Genomic DNA, 17,638 nt, shown 5'->3' on the forward strand with positions numbered 1-17,638 from the left:
ACAGTGCCCCTGTGGTGGAATTGGTAGACGCGCCGGATTCAAAATCCGGTACCGAGAGGTGTGTCGGTTCGAGTCCGACCGGGGGCACCATTTATCAACAAAATCAATAGATTAAGCCAGCATATTTTTCTTGTGCTTGGCCAGCTTGCCGTTCTTTGCGCGCGGTGGCAGCGGCGGCAGATCGTCCGGGCCTGACGGCGTCGAAATCACGACATCGATCGCCGTTGGATCAACGGCGGGCCCCGATTTACGAGCTTTGGTTTTCTTGCCGGGCTTGGGCGAGGGCGAAACCGGTGGCGGCGTCGCCGGACGGGTCAGCGTAAGCTCTCGACTTATCGACCGTGACCGGCTCAATTCGGCCTGCGCGCCTTCGATCAGAGCCAGCACGGCCTTCTCGTCCGACCAGACCGCGTGAAAACCCTGCAAAGCCTGCCACACGGCAACACGATGCTCGTCGGCGGTCATCTCAACCTTCACCTTGGCGGGTTTTTCCGGCTTGTTTTCACCGGGCACAGGGTCGGGTTCGTCGACCGCCTTGGCCAGATCCTCGAACAGCTTGCCGCTCTTGTCTTTCAGTACGAGCAGGCTGCCCAATCGCGCCTCGACCGTGGCCGACAGTTCGCGGGCATATTCGACCTGTATCGCACCCGACGCATGTACGGCGCGGGTCAGCGCAACGTTTATGCTGTCATAGATCGACTTGGCCGACGCCTTGCGTTTCGCCTCGATCCCCGACTTGGCAAAGCCCCGCGTCAACCAGTAGAATAGCCCCCCCAGCAACAGACCGGCCACGACCAGACCGCACAGCAGCATCAGCGTATGGCCATCGAGAATGACCGTCGCTACGGCGCGCGGGCCTTCGCCGAACGGATCACCGAAATCCTCAGGGGCGTCGGAATATCTCATCGGATATAGCCCTGCGCGGAATCGGCTCCAGCCGTGCCCGTCAGATTTTCCGGTGTGCGATAGACCGGCGAGTCGTTCAATTGTTTCTGGACGGCGGCGTATTGCGCGGTCATCAGAGTCAGGTCGCGCCACTGTGCCGACAGCTTTTGCAGCAGCAGCCAGACCTTCGTCGCCTTGTCGAAACCGGGCGCAGGCTTCTTTTTCTCTTCCGGCTTGCCCGGATAGTTCACGTCCCCACCCATGGCGCCGATATTCTGAACAGGCGTGCGACCGTCGGGATCGGCGGTGACGCCGCCGCCTTGATTGACCGCGATATTGATGACCGTACCACCCGACATACCGGCGGCTACCGCGGCGGGAGTCTTGGCCTTGTCCGCATCAACTTCCTTGATGGCCGTCGCGGCCTTGGTCAGGGCATCGTGGTGTTTGGCCACAAGGTTCATCAGGGCATTGGTATTGGCAAACAGACGATCGTTTTCCGCGATCACCGTGCGGGCGTTTTCGACCACCTGCGCCTGAGAGCCCGATACCGAGCGTGTAACGGCCAGCCACAGGGCCTTGACGCCGGATTTGAGATCGTAGAAGGCATCGGGGCCGCTCTTGCTGCCCGCCAGAGTCCCGGCCAGAATCATCAGGACACAAAAGACAATGCCGGCGATCCAGATCAGGCCGCCGCTCCACCACAGGCGCACCAGCGTGTCCCACAGGGTGGGGTCGTAAAAGCCGTCGGGCGGCGTGTTGTAGTCATCCCCGCTGTAACGCATCCGCCCCTGAAACCTTCCCCACCGGGTTACACGATCCTGTTGAAAAGGGTTAACAGATTGCCGCGCGGTGCGCCAGACGGTTCGCGCGTTTTCATACGCAAGTGGGCCCGCATTACATCAATGCGGGCCCACTGTGGCATTCAGATTGGATAGGCTTAGCGCTCGGATTTACTCTGGGTCTTGAGTGCGGCGTCCTCGACGCGGCGCAGCAGATCCTTGAGCGTGTTGATTTCATCCGCCGACAGGTTGGCCAGCACTTCCTTTTCGAACTCGACCGCCGACGGGGCCACATCGTTGAACAGGCGCTGGCCTTCCGGCGTGAGAATCAGGTGGTGCGAGCGACCGTCATGCTCGTGCGGCGCGCGCGTGATCAGGCGGCGCTTGGCCAGGGCCTGAGCGGCGCGCGAAATGGTGACCTTGTCCATGCCGGTCCGCTTGACCAGCGCCTGCTGGGTCGAGGGGCCGTCTTCGTTCAGCACCCAGATCAGACGCCATTCCGGTATCTTGAGACCGTAGAGGCTGTCATAGGCGGTGGAGATCAGCGCGCTGACGGCGTTCGACGCCACGGAAAGCCTGTAGGGAAGATAGTTATCAAGCGAAAGCTTACTGTACGGCATACCGGTTTCCTGTCCTGAGGTTGCGGGAAGATGCGTCGTAACCGGACAAATATCAAATGAGTTTTTATTAATCCTTTAGCCAAGGTGGCTAATCAAAACGCGACCCATGTTCTCTGTGGCGCGTCATCATTTCGCCATCACCTGAGGCCAGAAGGCGCACAGATTATTTTCGCGCTGCAACAGGCTGTGAGGCGACAAAGCGCCGCGCACCTGATATGGGGACGCGATCGACGCGCCACCCACGTCGAAAAGCCAAGGAAATACGTAACTTGCTACGTCCTATGTATGACTGGACCCTGAAACAGGCCGCCAAACCGAACGCCGAAAAGGTGCTGGCTGCGATTTCCTTTGCCGAAAGCTCGTTCTTCCCTATTCCGCCTGACGTCATGCTGGCCCCGATGGCCCTGGCCAAGCCGGAAAAAGCCTATCGCTTCGCCCTGATCTGCACCATCGCTTCGGTCCTCGGCGGCCTGTTCGGATATGCCATCGGTTATTTCCTTGAGCCCGTGGGCCTGTGGCTGCTCAAACTGATGGGCCACGGCGACGGACTGGCGCACTTCCGCCACTTCATGGACGAATGGGGCATGTGGGTCATTCTGGGCAAGGGCCTGACGCCGATCCCGTTCAAGCTGGTGACTATCGCCTCGGGTCTGGCGCACTTCAACCTCGGCATGTTCATCTTCAGCTGCGTGGTCACCCGCGGCGCGCGCTTCTACCTGACCGCCTTTCTGCTGCAACGTTTCGGCCCGCAGGCCAAGGAACTGATCGAAAAGCGCATCAATCTGGTCGCGGCGGTGTGCGTCGGCGTGCTGGTACTCGGCATCGTGGCGATAAAGTTTATCTAGGCTTATGTGGCAGTCGCTGATTGCCATTTCGGCGATCCCCTATAGACTGCGCCGCGAGTGATAACTGAGGTTCGATGATGAAGGCCGTACTGTTTTTTAGCCGCTGGTGGTCGGTCATCGCCCTGATCAGTGCGCTGAGCCTGCTGGGCGCGGCCCATGCCTTCCAGACCTTCGGCGACCTCAATCCCTGCCATCTGTGCCTGAAACAGCGCGACATCTACTGGATCGCCGTCGGGGTGTCGCTGGTAGCCACCGTCTGGGCGGTGTTTACAGGCGCCAAGGGACCGCCGCGCGTCTTTTCCTTCGTCCTGTTCGCCATCTTCGCCACAGGGTGCGCCATTGCCGTCTTCCATGCCGGCGGCGAGCTAAAATGGTGGGCCCTGCCCGCGACCTGTACCGGGTCTTCGGACGATGTGTCGATCGATTCGATCGCCGCCATGCTGTCGGGCGCCAATATCAAGGCGCCGCAGTGCGACATCGTGGCGTGGAGCTTTTTAGGCCTCAGCATGGCAGGATGGAACGCCGTGATTTCAGGCGTTCTGGCCGTCCTCAGCCTGATCGCCTCGCTGCGGCTGCAACTCTATTACCGCCTGTCCCAGCGTCAGGTCCGTAGTTAATTTTTGCGCGCATTTGATCCCAAAACCGCTTCACACTTTTGGGAATGCGCTTGAAGGACTTCCCCCATGAGCGAATTCCGAACCGTTCCCCCCAAGCCCGGCGCGGGCGAGCGCGAACGGCGGCTGCATGAGATCTTGCGCGTCGATCATGCGGGTGAACTGGCCGCGGTGCATATCTACCGCGCGCAGGCGGCCGTCTTCGGCGCGACGCCGCAAAAGGCCCTGAGCGACGATCTCAAGCGCATGGAAGGCGAGGAGCAGGTCCATCTCGACCGCTTCGAGACCCTGATGCGCGAACGTCGGGTGCGCCCGACCCTGATGACGCCGGTCTGGCGCCTGGCGGCGCTCGGCCTTGGGGCGACGACCGCTCTGCTCGGCGAAAAGGCCGCCCATGCCTGCACCGAAGCCGTCGAGAGCGTCATTTCGGACCATTATCAGGCCCAGATCGACGAGACCCGTGCCCGCGATCCGCAACTGGCGGCCGAGCTTCAGCAGTTCCGCGACGACGAACTGCGTCACCACGACCACGCCATAGAGGAAGGCGCGCACGAAGCGCCGCTCTATCCGCTGCTGTCGGCGGTGATCAAAGGCGGCTGCAAGCTGGCCATCAAAATCAGCGAAAAGATATGAGCCACCACATTCCGAGCCGCCGCACCTTGTCTCGGATATTCCGCTGGGCGCGCGCATGGCCGACGGCATTGCCTCGATCGTCGGTTCATGGCACTTCATCATCGTGCAGTCGATCCTGCTGTTCGGCTGGCTGGTCATCAATAGCGTGGCGTGGATCAAGGGCTGGGACCCGTATCCGTTCATCCTGCTCAATCTGGTTCTGTCGTTTCAGGCGGCCTTCACCGCCCCGATCATCATGATGTCGCAGAACCGCCAGTCCGAGGTCGACCGGCAAAAGGCCGAAGCCGACTACACCGTCAATATCAAGGCCGAGGAGGATATCTGCGGTCTGCACGAGAAGATGGATCTGCTGCGCGAACAGGACGTGGCGCGGTTGATCGGCCTGCTGGAAACGGTGATCGAGGACAATCGCGCCCTACGCGAAGAACTGGCGAAGCGGGATTAAACGCTAAAAAGTACCCGCTTGCGGGGCAACTTTTTAGCGAATGCGTTAAAACTGCGCCGTGATGGTCTGACCGCCGCGATTGATCGTCACCACAAAGCGGCCCTTGGCGGCTTTCAGCACCGCCTCAAGCTGCGCGGTCGAGGTGATCGCCTGCCCGTTGACGTCCTTGACGATATCGCCAGGACGGAAGCCCGCCGCCGCCGCATAGGACCGGCCCGACAGGCTATAGACCATGACACCCTTCGACGCCGCGAACGGATCGAGCCCCAGTTCGTCGGCCACGGCCGGTGACAGGTTGACGACCGTCGCCCCGGTCAGCGGGAAGTTGCCGGTAAGGGCGCGCTGGTCTTTTGGTGCGCCGCTGGGCGCGACGACCTTCGCATTGAGATTGACGATCTTGCCCGCGCGCACGACGTTCAGCGCCGCGTTACTGTTCACGCCCAGCAGGCTGATGCGATAGTTCAGCGTCTTGGGATCGTTCACCGGCTCGCCATTGACGCTGAGGACCACGTCGCCGGTCTTGAGGCCCGCCTGATCCGCCGGACCGCCCGCATAGACGTCGGAGACCAGCACACCGTCGGGCTTGGACAAGCCTAGCGATTTGGCGATGTCAGAGGTCACCGGGTCACCCTTGGCGCCCAGCCACGGTCTGACCAGCGTGGATTTGCCGCCCAGCGCCGTATCAACGGCCCGCTTGACCACAGCGGCAGGGATGGCGAAGCCGACGCCTGCCGACGAGCCCGACCGCGACAGGATGAACGAGTTGATGCCGATCAGGTCGCCGTCCATGTCGATCAGCGCGCCGCCCGAATTACCGGGATTGATGGCGGCGTCGGTCTGGATGAAGGTGCCTTCGGCGTCGGTCGTGCGGTCAACGGCCGAGATAATACCGTTGGTCACGGTCTGCCCTACGCCGAACGGGTTGCCGATGGCCAGCACCAGATCGCCGACCTCAAGGTCGCGCCCGTCGTCGAGATTGATCGTCGGAAATTTCTCGCCATTGGCCTCCAGCTTGAGGATGGCCAGATCGGTGCGCTCGTCGGCCAGCAAGACCTTGGCCGGGAATTCGCGCCGGTCGCTGAGGACGACCATCAGTTCCTGACCGCCCTGCACGACGTGGTTATTGGTGACGATGATGCCATCGCCGCGCACAATGACGCCGGAGCCGAGCGATTTTTCGACGCGGGCCTGCGGCTGACCGCCGCCGAACATCTGCCAGAACGGATCGACCTGCTGGCGCGTGATGCGCTGGGCATAGACATTGACCACAGCGGGGGCGGTCTGCTTGACCACGGGGGCGAAGGACGATTTCAGCGTCCCGGCGTCGCCCGGCACCTTACGCGTGGCGGGCGCGGGGGCCTGATGGAGCCCCTGATAATCCTGCGACTTACCCTCCCCCGGCGAACAAGCCGCCAAAAGCGCAAAGGCGGAGACCATCAGGGCGGTTTTCATCGTCATCGAAGCCATCTCTGTAAACGTCGTCATGGTCTATAATGTAAAAACCATCGTGGCGACTTCAAGGCGTGTTTGATTAAGGTTTAGCCACGGATAAGGCACGGATGCCGCGCAAGCGCGGCGAACACGGATGTCCTTCGTGGAGCTAAGGCTGTGCCTGTGACTCGGATATCCGTGTCAGCCGGTGAGAAGCACCGGCATCCGTGCCTTATCCGTGGCTAAAAAACTTAAAACAGCGGCTCGCCGTCGTGGTGGATGTTCGGCGCTTTCGGCGGTGCAGGCTCGCCCTTGGCGCGGTCCCTGACCCCCAGCGACATCAGCAGCGCCACCAGAAGCGTCAGAGCCGCGGCAAAGAAGGCCGTGCCGCTCCATACCTTATCGACGCCGGGGCGCGTCATAACCGACAGGATGTAGCCGAAGACGAACGGTGCGATGATGCCCGACAGCGACATCAGGCTCGACAGCGCCCCTTGCAACAGACCTTGTTCGTCCACCTTGACCCGTGTCGTCATTAGCGACTGCAAGGCCGCATTGGTCATCCCCCAGAAGCCCATCAAGGGGATCGAGAAAAGAAAGATGTGCCAGTTGGTATTATAACCGTAGCTGATGAAACCCAGCGTGCCGCACAGCAGCCCCACCACCAAGGTCGCCTTCTCGCCGATGGTCTTTACGACAATCCCGGTCAGCCCGCCCTGCACGATGATCGCCCACACCGCGTAATAGGCCATGGCCAACCCTACCTCGCGTTGCCCCCAGCCGAGCCGGTAACTGGCATAGAGCACAAAGGTCGCGGGAATGACATGGTGGGCGAAGTTCGACACCATGCTGATCAGGGCCATGCGCATGACGCTCTTGGCGCGCCACAGGAACAGGATCGAGGCGACCGGATTGGCGTCTTTCAGGCTGAACGGCTTGCGGTGGGCCTGGTCGAGCGATTCCGGCAGGACCAGCGCCCCGTAAATGGCATTGACCAGACTGAGCAGGCCCGCGATCCAGAACGGCAGGCGCAGGTCGATATCGCCTAGAAGCCCCCCAAGCGTCGGTCCCAGCACAAAGCCCAGACCGAAGGCTGCGCCGACGTAACCGTACATCTGGGCGCGCTCGTCGGGCTCGGAAATGTCGCTGATATAGGCGTAGGCCGTGGTAATCGACGACGAGGTCACGCCGTTCAGCACCCGCCCGATCAGCAGGCACCACAGGTTTGGCGCGATGGCCATAATCAGATAATCGAGCGCCAGTCCCAGATTGGACAATAGGATGATCGGTCGCCGACCGAAGCGGTCAGACAGCGCCCCCAGAATCGGCGAGCAGCCGAATTGCGTCAGGCCCCACAGGCTGTTGAACAGGCCGCTCCACCACCCTGCCGCCGAGACCGTGCCGACAAAGCCCTGGATCAGGTGCGGCAGGACGGGAATGGCGATCCCCAGTGCCACCATGTCGAGGCAAACGGTAATAAAGATAAACAGGACGCCCGGTTTCAGGCGCTTATGGCTCCCCCCCATAGCGGCCTCAGTGCGCCGGTGCGGACGGGGCTGTGGTCCCCGGCCGGATCGCCGCCTTGACCGTCGTCCCGATCAGCAGGCCGATACACAGTATTACCGAGGCCAGCACGAAACAGGCGCCGGCAAAGGCCAGCGGCAAATGCGACGAGGTTGAGACCGCGAATACCGCCCCGAAGACCATCGGCGCAAAGATGCTGGCGGTAGACATCAGGCTCATATTGGCCCCTTGCAGCGTACCCTGTTCCTGTGGCGTAACCTTCGACGTCATCAGGGCCTGAACCGACGGTCCGGCCAGCCCCCAGAGTGACATGAGCGGAATGAAGATGACGTAGGCTTGCCAATTGGGTGCCAGACCATAACCGAGGAAGCCGATTACGCCGAAGGTCAGGCCGAGCAGCATGGCTTTCTTTTCACCAATGGCCCTGACCACCCGCCCCGTGAGGAAAGCCTGCACGATGGCGCTGCATACGCCGACGCCCGCCAAAGTCCAGCCCACCTCCCATGCGCCCCAGTTGAAACGCAGGGCAGCATAGAGGACGAAGGTCGTCGGCAGGACGCTGTGAGCGAAATTGACCGTCAGATTGATCAGGGCCAGCCGCATCAGATCGGCATTCTTCATCAGAAACTTCGCCGCACCCAGCGGATGCGCCGTACGGAACGAAAACGGCTTGCGGTTTTCCTTCGCCAGAGATTCCGGCAGAACGAACAACCCATAGAAAAAGTTGAGAAGGCTCAGGCCCGCCGCTACATAGAAGGGCAGACGCGGGTCGAACTTACCCAACACACCGCCCAGCAAAGGCCCCAGAACGAAGCCAACGCCGAATGCCGCGCCCATCAGGCCGAAATATCTGGCGCGGTTTTCCGGTGCCGTGACGTCAGAAATATAGGCATAGGCCGTTGAAATACTGGCCGAGGTGATGCCGTTGATCAGACGCCCCAGCAACAACCATCCTAGTCCCGGCGCAATCGCCATCAGCAGGTAATCGGCGCCGAGCCCGAAGTTCGACAGCAGAACGATGGGGCGGCGACCAAAGCGGTCGGACAGCGCGCCGATGACCGGCGATGCAAAGAACTGCATCAAGCCCCACATCGAGCCGAACAGCCCCAGCCAATAGCCTGAGCGCGACACGTCGCCGACGAAATCGGCGATCAGCGACGGCAGGACGGGAATGATCAGGCCAAGCGCCACGATATCGAGGCACACCGTAACGAATATGAAGGGCACCGCGGCCTTATGGCGACGCGACAGGTCCGGGGCTTGGCTCACTTAAGGGGCTCGTGCTGTGTCTCAGAAACGATCTTCATAGGCGAAATCGCGGGCCTTGGCTACGGCTTTACGACGCCCTTCAGGGTTGACAGACGCCCGTCTGTTTTTTCCGCTTTCAAGTGCAAAAGATGCATGACCAGCGGATAGACGGCGACATTGTCGAAAGCGTCGAGCCTGACTCCGGATTTGATATCCGGCCCGAAGGCGATCAGGCGCGTCGCCATTTCCGGCTCATACGGATCGTAACCGTGGCTGCCGCCCTGAGGCTTCGGCATCCAGTTGTCCTTCGACGGCGACACGATGTAGCTGCCCGGATTGGCGAGGCAGACGATTGCCGGGACGCGCACGTGCGTGCCGTAGTGGAAACGCGCCGGAATTTTCGCCTTGGGCCAGCAGGTCATATGAGCGTGCGGTTTCAGCAGGATCGCATCCAGTTCGGCCTCGTGACCTTTGACATAGTTGAAACCCGCGATCTGACCCGACGGGACCAGTTCGTAGATGCCCTGCGGCAGCAGATCGGCCAGCTTGATGAAGGTGTCCGGCTTATGTTTGGTCATGCCGTGGTCGCCGACGATGATCAGATTGACCTTGCCCCACAGGCCACGTTTCTGAAGATCGGCGATCAACGCGCCGATCGCTGCATCAACCGCTTTCAGAGAGGCATCCACCTCCGGCGCGTCGGGGCCGAAGTCGTGACCGGCGTGGTCGACATCGCTGAAATAGAGCGTCAGGGCGCGCGGTCGTTCGGCCTCAGGCACATCCATCCACGCCATGCCGCGCGTCACCACGTCCTGCGGCGGGACGTGATCCTCGAACTTCGAATAGAGGTTCGGACGCAGGCCGTGGATTTCGGCTTCCGATCCGGGCCAGAACATCGTACCGACCACCATGCCCTGCTCGCGCGCGCTGACCCAGAACGGCTTGGCGTCGTCCCACCAGAAGCCATCGGTCACCGCTTCGGCATTCGACAGCTTGAACGTCACACCCGGCTTGCGCGGATCGCGCATGGTATTGCCGACGATCCCGTGATGGTCGGGACGCATACCGGTCACCAGCGTATAGTGGTTGGGAAAGGTCAGGCTGGGGAAGCTGGGGCGCATGGCACCGGTCGCACCGTTATCGGCCAGATATTTCAGATTGGGCGTCAGGCCGCGATCCATATAGTCGGCGCGCCAGCCATCGATCGAAATCAGGATCAGGGTGTTCGGCGGGCCTTTGTCCGTTTTCGGCACCGTGGCGCAGGCGGACAGAAGGAGAAGGAAAAGCCCGCTGATCCATAATTTTGCTGCTGCCCGCATGACCGATTCCTTACCGATAATTCCCTCAGCTTAGTTAAGAAGCACGACGGACGGATGACAAGCGAAACTGTTTCATTGACAACGAAAAAAGCCCCCGGTTTGCACCGAGGGCTTTGAAATGGCTGAAAGGACCTTGCGTTTAATCGCAGGCGCGCACGGCATCGAGCACCGGCTGACTGTACGGTTCCACCTCGGACGCGGCCTGAACAGCAGCGCTAGTGTATTCCGTCATGGCTTCGGACGTACTGATGGCGCCCTCATATTCATAACGGTCGGCGAGAGTCTCTGTCGGCATAGTGAACCTCCTCGTCTGTTTGAAAAAACCGGTGGCGAGCGAAAACGCTAAATCCACACTGGGACGATAGGGTATGAAGGCAAAATCGCGAAGTCACATAAACGCCGCAATCGATCACAGGCGCGTTAACGGAAGTTTATAAAAGACTAAAGGCCGCTGGCGATAACCAGCGGCCTTTATAATCAACCCTTTGACAGGTAATTCTTATTCTTCGCCGTCGGCTTCGACTGCGAACACCGGGCCCGAATCCTTGCCCTTGGCGGTTTCGTCGCGATCGACGAATTCGATGACGGCCATGGCAGCGTTATCGCCGTGACGGAAACCCGCCTTCAGGATGCGGATATAACCGCCGTTACGATCAGCATAGCGCTTGGCCAGCACGTCGAACAGCTTGGCGACCTGCGGCACGTCGCGGACGCGCGAGATGGCGATGCGGCGGTCGTGCAGGGTGCCCGACTTGGCCAGGGTGACCAGCTTTTCGACGAAGGGACGCAGTTCCTTGGCCTTCGGCAGGGTGGTGACGATCTGTTCGTGCTTGATGAGCGAAGCCGACATGTTGGCGAACATGGCGATGCGGTGCGAAGTGGTGCGACCGAGCTTGCGGTAACCGGTACCGTGACGCATGATAATTCTCCATAAGATCACGCCGCGACTTGCGGCTAGCGTGACCCCAAAAACGAGCCCGAAGGCAAAGGTCTGAGGGCCGACGGCCCCTGCCCGCTTCGAACGTCCGTCGAGTGACGGAAATTACCGGGACAAGGTTTTGGTCTTTCCCGATAAGTGATTAAGCAATTCGTAGAATTGCCCTCTCAAAAAAAGCAAAAGCCAAGCCCAAAGTGCGAACTGCGCCGCCCCGAGCTTGGCTTTCACTATATTCTAAACCACAAATTTATCTGGCGAAGCCAGATGAATTTGTGAGGCCTAAATCTGGTCTTCGAACTTCTTCGCCAGGTCTTCCACGTTCTCAGGCGGCCAGTTCGGCACATCCATGCCGAGCGACAGACCCATCGAGGACAGAACTTCCTTGATTTCGTTCAGCGACTTGCGGCCAAAGTTCGGCGTACGGAGCATTTCCGATTCCGTCTTCTGGATCAGGTCGCCGATATAGACGATGTTGTCGTTCTTCAGGCAGTTGGCCGAACGGACGCTGAGTTCCAGTTCGTCGACCTTCTTGAGCAGGGCCGGGTTGAACGGCAGCTCAGGCTTACCCTCTTCGACGACAGCCGGCTTCGGCTCTTCGAAGGTGATGAAGATCTGGAGCTGGTCCTGAAGGATGCGCGCGGCATAGGCCACGGCGTCCACCGGCGTCACTGCGGCGTTGGTTTCGACTTCCAGCACCAGCTTGTCGTAGTCGAGCGATTGACCCTGACGGGTCGGCTCGACCTTGTAGGCGACCTTCTTGACCGGCGAATAGAGTGCATCGACGGCGATAAGGCCGATCGGCGCGTCTTCCGGGCGCAGACGGTCAGCCGGAACATAGCCCTTGCCGGTCTGAACGGTGAATTCCATGCGCACCGACGCACCCTCGTCGAGGGTGCAGATCACGTGATCGGGGTTCAGCACTTCGATGTCCGAGGGGACGTCGATCATGCCGGCGGTCACAGGACCGGCCGACGAGGCGCGCAGAACCATGCGCTTGGGGCCTTCCGCATGCATGCGGAGCGCCAGTTGCTTGATGTTGAGGATAATGTCGACCACGTCTTCGCGAACACCCTCGATAGAGGAGAATTCGTGAACGACACCGTCGATTTGTACCGCCGTCACCGCCGCCCCTTGCAGGGAGGACAGGAGTACGCGGCGCAGAGCATTGCCGAGCGTCACGCCAAAGCCGCGTTCCAGAGGTTCCGCCACAAGACGCATCTTGCGCTGGGAATCCTGACCGGACTCGATTTGGGGCTTCTCGGGACGAATAAGCTGCTGCCAGTTTCTTTCGATCATTGCGTCCCTCAGACGAGAATGGTTGCCCTCGGCTTTAGGCCAAGGGCAACGGAAAAGGGGGTAGAATTAGGTATTAAACGCGACGACGCTTCGGCGGACGGCAGCCGTTGTGCGGGATCGGGGTCACGTCACGGATGGTCGTGATCGTGAAGCCGACGGCCTGCAACGCGCGCAGAGCCGATTCACGGCCCGAACCCGGACCGGCGACGCTGACTTCCAGCGTCTTGACACCGTGCTCGATCGCCTTCTTACCGGCGTCTTCGGCGGCAACCTGGGCGGCGTACGGAGTCGACTTGCGCGAACCCTTGAAGCCCATGTGACCGGCCGACGACCACGAAATCGCATTACCCTGCGCGTCCGTGATGGTGATCATGGTGTTGTTAAACGAAGCGTTGACATGCGCCACGCCCGAAGTGATGTTTTTACGCTCGCGCTTTTTAACGCGTGAAGGTTCTTTGGCCATATCAGGTTCCGATTACTTCTTCTTGCCGGCGATGGGCTTCGCCGGACCCTTGCGGGTGCGGGCGTTGGTATGCGTGCGCTGACCGCGGACCGGCAGGCCCTTACGGTGACGCAGGCCGCGGTAGCAGGCCAGGTCCATCAGACGCTTGATGTTCATCGAGACTTCGCGGCGCAGATCGCCCTCGACCAGATAGTCACGGTCGATGGTTTCGCGGATCTGCAGCACTTCGGCGTCCGAGAGCTGGTTGACGCGGCGGGCGTCTTCGATGCCCACCTTTTCCACGATTTCCTTGGCCTTTTGCTGACCAATGCCGTGGATATATTGTAGCGCGATGATCACGCGCTTGTTGGTCGGTATATTGACGCCTGCGATACGGGCCACGTCTAAATCTCCTGAACGTGTCTGACTTGCACGTTAAAATGCGAAAGGTGACACGCCAGCCACCCATGCAATCCATGTTCGGATCGTGGGATAACCGGGCGCCTTTCGCGGAAGCTGCCCCTTATACAGAGGGTTTCGCTCCCGTCAATGGGTACGATTGAGATATTGTCAAGATTCAAACGTGAATCCCGATCATATCCCGGTGAGTAAGCGGTTAAAGCATTCCGGCAGGAGGTGAAGGCCATCCGAAGCGCTTTAGAGTAGAATTCCGGTTCACGCCGGAAGGATGATGAGCCCCGCCCTAAGGCGATTCTCATCGGTGGGAACCGAAGTTCCCGAAACTTTGTTTAACTAACCAAAGCCGACAACGCGGCCTCGACGCGGGCCGAGACTTCCTCGACCGAACCCATGCCGTCGACCTCGACCAGCTTGCCCTGCGCCGCATAGTACGGCAGCAGCGGCGCGGTCTGCGCATTATAGGTCGCCAGACGATCCTTGTAGGTTTCCGGATTGTCATCCGAACGCCCCTGCTCGGCGAAGCGCTTTTCGATGCGTTCGACCAGAGCGGTCTCATCGACCTTGAGGCGGATGACCACATCGATCGGCGCGTCGCGTTCGCTCAGGATCGCGTCCAGCGCCTCGGCCTGAGCCAGGGTGCGCGGGAAACCGTCGAAGATCGCGCCGCCCGCCGCTTCCGCCGCCGGGAGGTTGGACTTGATCAGGTCGATGACGATGTCATCCGACACCAGCCCCCCGATATCGAGGATCGACTTTACCTTAGTTCCCAGTTCCGAGCCCGACGCGATCGCCGCACGGAGCATGTCGCCGGTAGAGAGCTGAACCAGATTATGGGCGACGACGAGGCGCTTGGCCTGAGTGCCCTTGCCCGCCGCCGGCGGTCCGAACAGGATAAGGTTCATCGACCGCGCCCTCCCCGCGCTTTGGATTTCTTGATCAGGCCGTCATACTGGTGCGCCAGCAGATGCGACTGGATCTGTGCCACGGTATCCATGGTCACGGTCACGACGATCAGGATCGAGGTGCCGCCGAAATAGAAGTTGTTGCCGAGGTTCGAGCTGAGAATTTCCGGCAGCAGGCAGACGGCGGTGATATAGGCCGCGCCGATGACGGTAATCCGCGTCAGAACGAAGTCGAGATATTCCGCGGTGCGCTTGCCCGGACGAATGCCCGGCAGGAAGCCGCCGTACTTGCGCAGGTTTTCCGCCGTCTCGTCCGGATTGAACACCAGCGAGGTGTAGAGGAAACAGAAGAAGATGATCAGGGCGGCATAGAGCGCGATGAACAGCGGCTGACCGTGGTTCAGCAGTGCTGTGACCGATGGCAGCCACGACAGCCATTCCGGCACCTTCGACGGGTCCTTGGCCAAGAAGGCGGCGGCGGTCGTCGGCATCAGCAGCAGCGACGAGGCGAAGATCGGCGGGATAACCCCGGCGGTATTGACCTTGAGCGGCATGAAGGACGACTCGCCACCCATGATGCGGTTGCCGACCTGACGCTTCGGATACTGAACCAGAAGGCGGCGCTGCGAACGCTCCATGAAAACGATAAAGACGATGGTGCCGATCAGAACGAGGACCAGCAGCAGCAGGATGCCCGCCGAAATCTGGCCTTCCTTGGACAGGGACAACAGATTGCCCATAGTGCGCGGCAGGACCGCGACGATACCGGCGAAAATGATCAGCGAAGTGCCGTTGCCGACGCCGCGCGCGGTGATCTGCTCACCCAGCCACATCAGGAACAACGTACCGCCCGTAAGCGTCACGACCGAGGAGATCAGGAACATCGGGCCGGGATCGAGCGCCAGACCCGAGGCCTGCATACCGGCGGCGATGGAGAAAGACTGCACCAGCGCCAGGATCAGCGCCAGGTAACGGGTATATTGGTTGAGCTGCTTGCGGCCCGCCTCCCCGCCTTCCTTCTTCAGCTTTTCCCACGGCGGATAGACCGACTGCATGAGCTGAACGATGATGGAGGCCGAGATATACGGCATGATGTTCAGGGCGAAGATCGCCATGCGCTCGACGGCACCGCCGGAGAACATGTTGAACATACCGAGAATGCCCTTGGACTGCTCGGAAAACGACTGAGCGAAGGCGTTGATGTCGATACCCGGAATGGGGATATAGGTCCCCAGACGATAGACGATCAGTGCCCCAAGGGTAAAAAGAAGACGCTTATGAAGCTCGGTCGCCTTCGCAAAGGAACCGAAATTCATATTGGCCGCTAATTGTTCAGCCGCAGATGCCATAAAAACCTCAAGTCATGGGCGGACGCGCGTTTGGCGATTCCGGCCCTTCGTGTACCACCCTTACGGGCCCCGCACCCCATTGTCAAAGCGGCTATACGCCGACTTTAGTCTTGGGACTGGGTCGCATATGGGTACGAATGTCGCAAAATGCCGTGCTCAGGAGGATAAGTCCTGAGCACGTGACATTTTTGCTTAGGCTTCTTCGGTCTTGGCCGGACGCTTTTGCGTCACCGAGCCACCGGCAGCCTCGACAGCCTTCACGGCCGACGCGGTGGCCGAATAGACCGACAGGCTTACCTTCGAGGTCAGTTCGCCTTCACCGAGGAGACGGACGCCATCCAGCTCGCGACGGATGATGCCAGCGGCCTTAAGGGCAACGGCGTCGATCGGCGCGGACGCATCGATCTTGCCGGCGTCGATCGCCTGTTGCAGACGCCACAGGTTGACTTCGGCGAATTCCTTGCGGTTGAGGCTGTTGAAGCCGCGCTTCGGCATGCGCATGTACAGCGGCATCTGGCCGCCTTCGAAGCCCAGCAGCGAAACGCCGGTACGGGACTTCTGACCCTTGACGCCGCGACCGGCGGTCTTGCCCTTGCCCGAACCCGGGCCACGGCCGACGCGCATACGGCCCTTGGTCGAACCTTCGTTATCGCGGATTTCGTTCAGCTTGGTCATGTCTTTGCCTTTCTGACTAATGTTACGCCGACGGAGACCGCCGACTCGGCTGAAATTGTGGAACTGTTAAGAAATACAGCTCTCATAAATAGCAAAACGCCCCGGCATGGCTGCCGGGGCGTTTAAACTAATCGGTTAGTCTGACCTACTCAACGATCTCGATGAGGTGGGCGACCTTGGCGATCATGCCGCGAACCGAAGGGGTGTCTTCCAGAACGGACGTACGGCCCATCTTGTTGAGACCCAGACCGGCGAGCGTAGCGCGCTGGTCCTTGGTGCGGCGAATGGGCGAACCCGTTTGCTTGACAGTGACTTGAGCCATGATGATTAGCCCTCGATGGATTCAGGCGACGACGCGCCATCGTTGCGGCGGGTCAGGATGTCGCCAACCTTCTTACCACGCTTGGCGGCGATCTGACGGGGCGAAGACTGCACCTTCAGGGCCTCGAACGTGGCGCGCACCATGTTGTAGGGGTTCGACGAACCGAGGCTCTTGCCGACGACGTCGGAGACGCCGAGGGTTTCGAGCACGGCACGCATCGGACCGCCCGCGATCACGCCGGTGCCCGGAGGGGCCGCGCGGAGCTGGATCTTGCCGGCGCCCCAACGACCGTAGCCGTCGTGGTGCAGGGTGCGGGATTCGCGAAGCGGCACGCGGACGAGCGACTTCTTGGCTTCTTCGGTCGCCTTGCGGATGGCTTCCGGAACTTCACGGGCCTTACCGTGACCGAAACCAACGCGACCCTTTTGGTCACCGACAACCATGAGAGCGGCGAACGAGAAACGACGGCCACCCTTCACGGTAGCGGCGACGCGGTTGATGTGGACCAGTTTTTCCACGAACTCCGAAGGTTCTTCGGTACGATCGCGGCGGTCATTGCGGTTTTCGCTGGGACGAGCCATTGAATGTACCCCTTAGAAGTTGAGACCGGCTTCGCGCGCGGCATCAGCCAACGCCTTCACCCGGCCGTGATAGATGTAGCCACCGCGGTCGAACACGACATCCTTGATGCCGGCTTCGATGGCGCGCTGGGCGACCAGCTTGCCGACTTCGGTAGCGGCGGAGGTGTCCGAGCCACGCTTGGCATCCGCTTCCAGCGACGAAGCCGCGGCGACGGTTTTGCCGTTCAGGTCGTCGATGACCTGGGCGTAGATGTTCTTGTCCGAACGGAAGACCGACAGACGCGGGCGGCCGTTGGAGAGCTTCTTCAGGCGCGTACGGTTACGTTGCGCGCGACGAGCCATTTGTTCACGAGGAGAGAGAGCCATGA

General features: G+C 60.6%; 22 protein-coding genes and 1 tRNA gene. 5 read left to right on the top strand and 18 right to left on the bottom strand.

What is annotated here, in order from left to right:
* Nucleotides 1-5: 5 nt before the first annotated feature.
* Nucleotides 6-90, top strand: a tRNA-Leu gene (locus AEYBE204_RS37580).
* A gap of 21 nt (nt 91-111) precedes the next feature.
* Here the strand turns inward: AEYBE204_RS37580 and AEYBE204_RS37585 are convergent.
* From AEYBE204_RS37585 to AEYBE204_RS37595, 3 genes are all read right to left on the bottom strand, one after another.
* The gene (locus AEYBE204_RS37585; protein ID WP_023463824.1) at nt 112-906 is read right to left on the bottom strand and encodes a hypothetical protein; all 795 of its coding nucleotides are present in this window, start codon (nt 904-906) and stop codon (nt 112-114) included.
* Complete coding sequence (locus tag AEYBE204_RS37590; RefSeq protein ID WP_023463825.1) at nt 903-1,670, bottom strand: hypothetical protein; 768 nt, start codon at nt 1,668-1,670, stop codon at nt 903-905. The genes AEYBE204_RS37585 and AEYBE204_RS37590 overlap by 4 nt, the downstream gene beginning before the upstream one ends.
* Before the next feature lie 155 nt (nt 1,671-1,825).
* Nucleotides 1,826-2,287 (bottom strand): MarR family winged helix-turn-helix transcriptional regulator, encoded by a 462-nt coding sequence (locus tag AEYBE204_RS37595; protein ID WP_023463826.1) that lies wholly within the window; start codon nt 2,285-2,287, stop codon nt 1,826-1,828.
* Between the two features lie 269 nt (nt 2,288-2,556).
* Between AEYBE204_RS37595 and AEYBE204_RS37600 the strand changes: the two genes are divergently transcribed.
* The 4 genes from AEYBE204_RS37600 to AEYBE204_RS37615 all read left to right on the top strand — a co-directional run bounded on the left by AEYBE204_RS37600 (nt 2,557) and on the right by AEYBE204_RS37615 (nt 4,824).
* A complete protein-coding gene (locus AEYBE204_RS37600; RefSeq protein WP_031231504.1) occupies nt 2,557-3,132 on the top strand; it encodes a YqaA family protein in 576 nt (191 codons plus the stop codon).
* A gap of 74 nt (nt 3,133-3,206) precedes the next feature.
* The gene (locus AEYBE204_RS37605) at nt 3,207-3,749 is read left to right on the top strand and encodes a disulfide bond formation protein B (RefSeq protein WP_023463828.1); all 543 of its coding nucleotides are present in this window, start codon (nt 3,207-3,209) and stop codon (nt 3,747-3,749) included.
* 66 nt (nt 3,750-3,815) lie between these two features.
* Nucleotides 3,816-4,379, top strand: coding sequence for a demethoxyubiquinone hydroxylase family protein (locus tag AEYBE204_RS37610; RefSeq protein WP_023463829.1), 564 nt, complete (start codon nt 3,816-3,818; stop codon nt 4,377-4,379).
* Between the two features lie 55 nt (nt 4,380-4,434).
* Nucleotides 4,435-4,824 (top strand): DUF1003 domain-containing protein, encoded by a 390-nt coding sequence (locus tag AEYBE204_RS37615; RefSeq protein WP_023463830.1) that lies wholly within the window; start codon nt 4,435-4,437, stop codon nt 4,822-4,824.
* A 45-nt stretch (nt 4,825-4,869) separates the two neighbouring features.
* Here AEYBE204_RS37615 and AEYBE204_RS37620 read toward each other — a convergent pair whose 3' ends face one another.
* From AEYBE204_RS37620 to rplR, 15 genes are all read right to left on the bottom strand, one after another.
* Entirely contained in the window at nt 4,870-6,282 is a 1,413-nt protein-coding gene (locus tag AEYBE204_RS37620) for a Do family serine endopeptidase (protein WP_023463831.1), read from the bottom strand.
* 224 nt (nt 6,283-6,506) lie between these two features.
* The gene (locus AEYBE204_RS37625) at nt 6,507-7,781 is read right to left on the bottom strand and encodes a tetracycline resistance MFS efflux pump (protein ID WP_023463832.1); all 1,275 of its coding nucleotides are present in this window, start codon (nt 7,779-7,781) and stop codon (nt 6,507-6,509) included.
* Between the two features lie 7 nt (nt 7,782-7,788).
* The gene (locus AEYBE204_RS37630; RefSeq protein WP_023463833.1) at nt 7,789-9,048 is read right to left on the bottom strand and encodes a tetracycline resistance MFS efflux pump; all 1,260 of its coding nucleotides are present in this window, start codon (nt 9,046-9,048) and stop codon (nt 7,789-7,791) included.
* 59 nt (nt 9,049-9,107) lie between these two features.
* The gene (locus tag AEYBE204_RS37635) at nt 9,108-10,346 is read right to left on the bottom strand and encodes an alkaline phosphatase family protein (protein WP_023463834.1); all 1,239 of its coding nucleotides are present in this window, start codon (nt 10,344-10,346) and stop codon (nt 9,108-9,110) included.
* A 139-nt stretch (nt 10,347-10,485) separates the two neighbouring features.
* Nucleotides 10,486-10,641, bottom strand: a complete 156-nt coding sequence (locus AEYBE204_RS40470) for a hypothetical protein (protein ID WP_023463835.1) — start codon at nt 10,639-10,641, stop codon at nt 10,486-10,488.
* Between the two features lie 204 nt (nt 10,642-10,845).
* Nucleotides 10,846-11,265, bottom strand: a complete 420-nt coding sequence (gene rplQ, locus AEYBE204_RS37640; RefSeq protein WP_023463836.1) for a 50S ribosomal protein L17 — start codon at nt 11,263-11,265, stop codon at nt 10,846-10,848.
* 297 nt (nt 11,266-11,562) lie between these two features.
* Entirely contained in the window at nt 11,563-12,579 is a 1,017-nt protein-coding gene (locus tag AEYBE204_RS37645) for a DNA-directed RNA polymerase subunit alpha (protein WP_023463837.1), read from the bottom strand.
* 73 nt (nt 12,580-12,652) lie between these two features.
* On the bottom strand, nt 12,653-13,042 hold the full coding sequence (gene rpsK / locus AEYBE204_RS37650; protein ID WP_013478481.1) for a 30S ribosomal protein S11: 390 nt from the start codon (nt 13,040-13,042) through the stop codon (nt 12,653-12,655).
* Nucleotides 13,043-13,054: 12 nt separating this feature from the next.
* A complete protein-coding gene (rpsM, locus tag AEYBE204_RS37655; RefSeq protein ID WP_023463838.1) occupies nt 13,055-13,423 on the bottom strand; it encodes a 30S ribosomal protein S13 in 369 nt (122 codons plus the stop codon).
* A gap of 347 nt (nt 13,424-13,770) precedes the next feature.
* Nucleotides 13,771-14,343 carry an adenylate kinase gene (locus AEYBE204_RS37660; protein ID WP_023463839.1) on the bottom strand — a complete coding sequence of 191 codons (573 nt, stop codon included), beginning with the start codon at nt 14,341-14,343 and terminating at the stop codon, nt 13,771-13,773.
* Complete coding sequence (secY, locus tag AEYBE204_RS37665) at nt 14,340-15,692, bottom strand: preprotein translocase subunit SecY (protein ID WP_031231516.1); 1,353 nt, start codon at nt 15,690-15,692, stop codon at nt 14,340-14,342. The genes AEYBE204_RS37660 and secY overlap by 4 nt, the downstream gene beginning before the upstream one ends.
* 192 nt (nt 15,693-15,884) lie before the next feature.
* Complete coding sequence (gene rplO, locus AEYBE204_RS37670) at nt 15,885-16,367, bottom strand: 50S ribosomal protein L15 (protein ID WP_023463841.1); 483 nt, start codon at nt 16,365-16,367, stop codon at nt 15,885-15,887.
* A 145-nt stretch (nt 16,368-16,512) separates the two neighbouring features.
* Entirely contained in the window at nt 16,513-16,689 is a 177-nt protein-coding gene (gene rpmD, locus AEYBE204_RS37675; protein WP_023463842.1) for a 50S ribosomal protein L30, read from the bottom strand.
* Between the two features lie 5 nt (nt 16,690-16,694).
* Nucleotides 16,695-17,270 carry a 30S ribosomal protein S5 gene (gene rpsE, locus AEYBE204_RS37680; protein WP_023463843.1) on the bottom strand — a complete coding sequence of 192 codons (576 nt, stop codon included), beginning with the start codon at nt 17,268-17,270 and terminating at the stop codon, nt 16,695-16,697.
* 12 nt (nt 17,271-17,282) lie between these two features.
* A complete protein-coding gene (rplR, locus tag AEYBE204_RS37685) occupies nt 17,283-17,636 on the bottom strand; it encodes a 50S ribosomal protein L18 (RefSeq protein WP_023463844.1) in 354 nt (117 codons plus the stop codon).
* Nucleotides 17,637-17,638 lie beyond the last annotated feature (2 nt).

Source organism: Asticcacaulis sp. YBE204, assembly GCF_000495855.1.
Classification (GTDB): Bacteria; Pseudomonadota; Alphaproteobacteria; order Caulobacterales; family Caulobacteraceae; genus Asticcacaulis.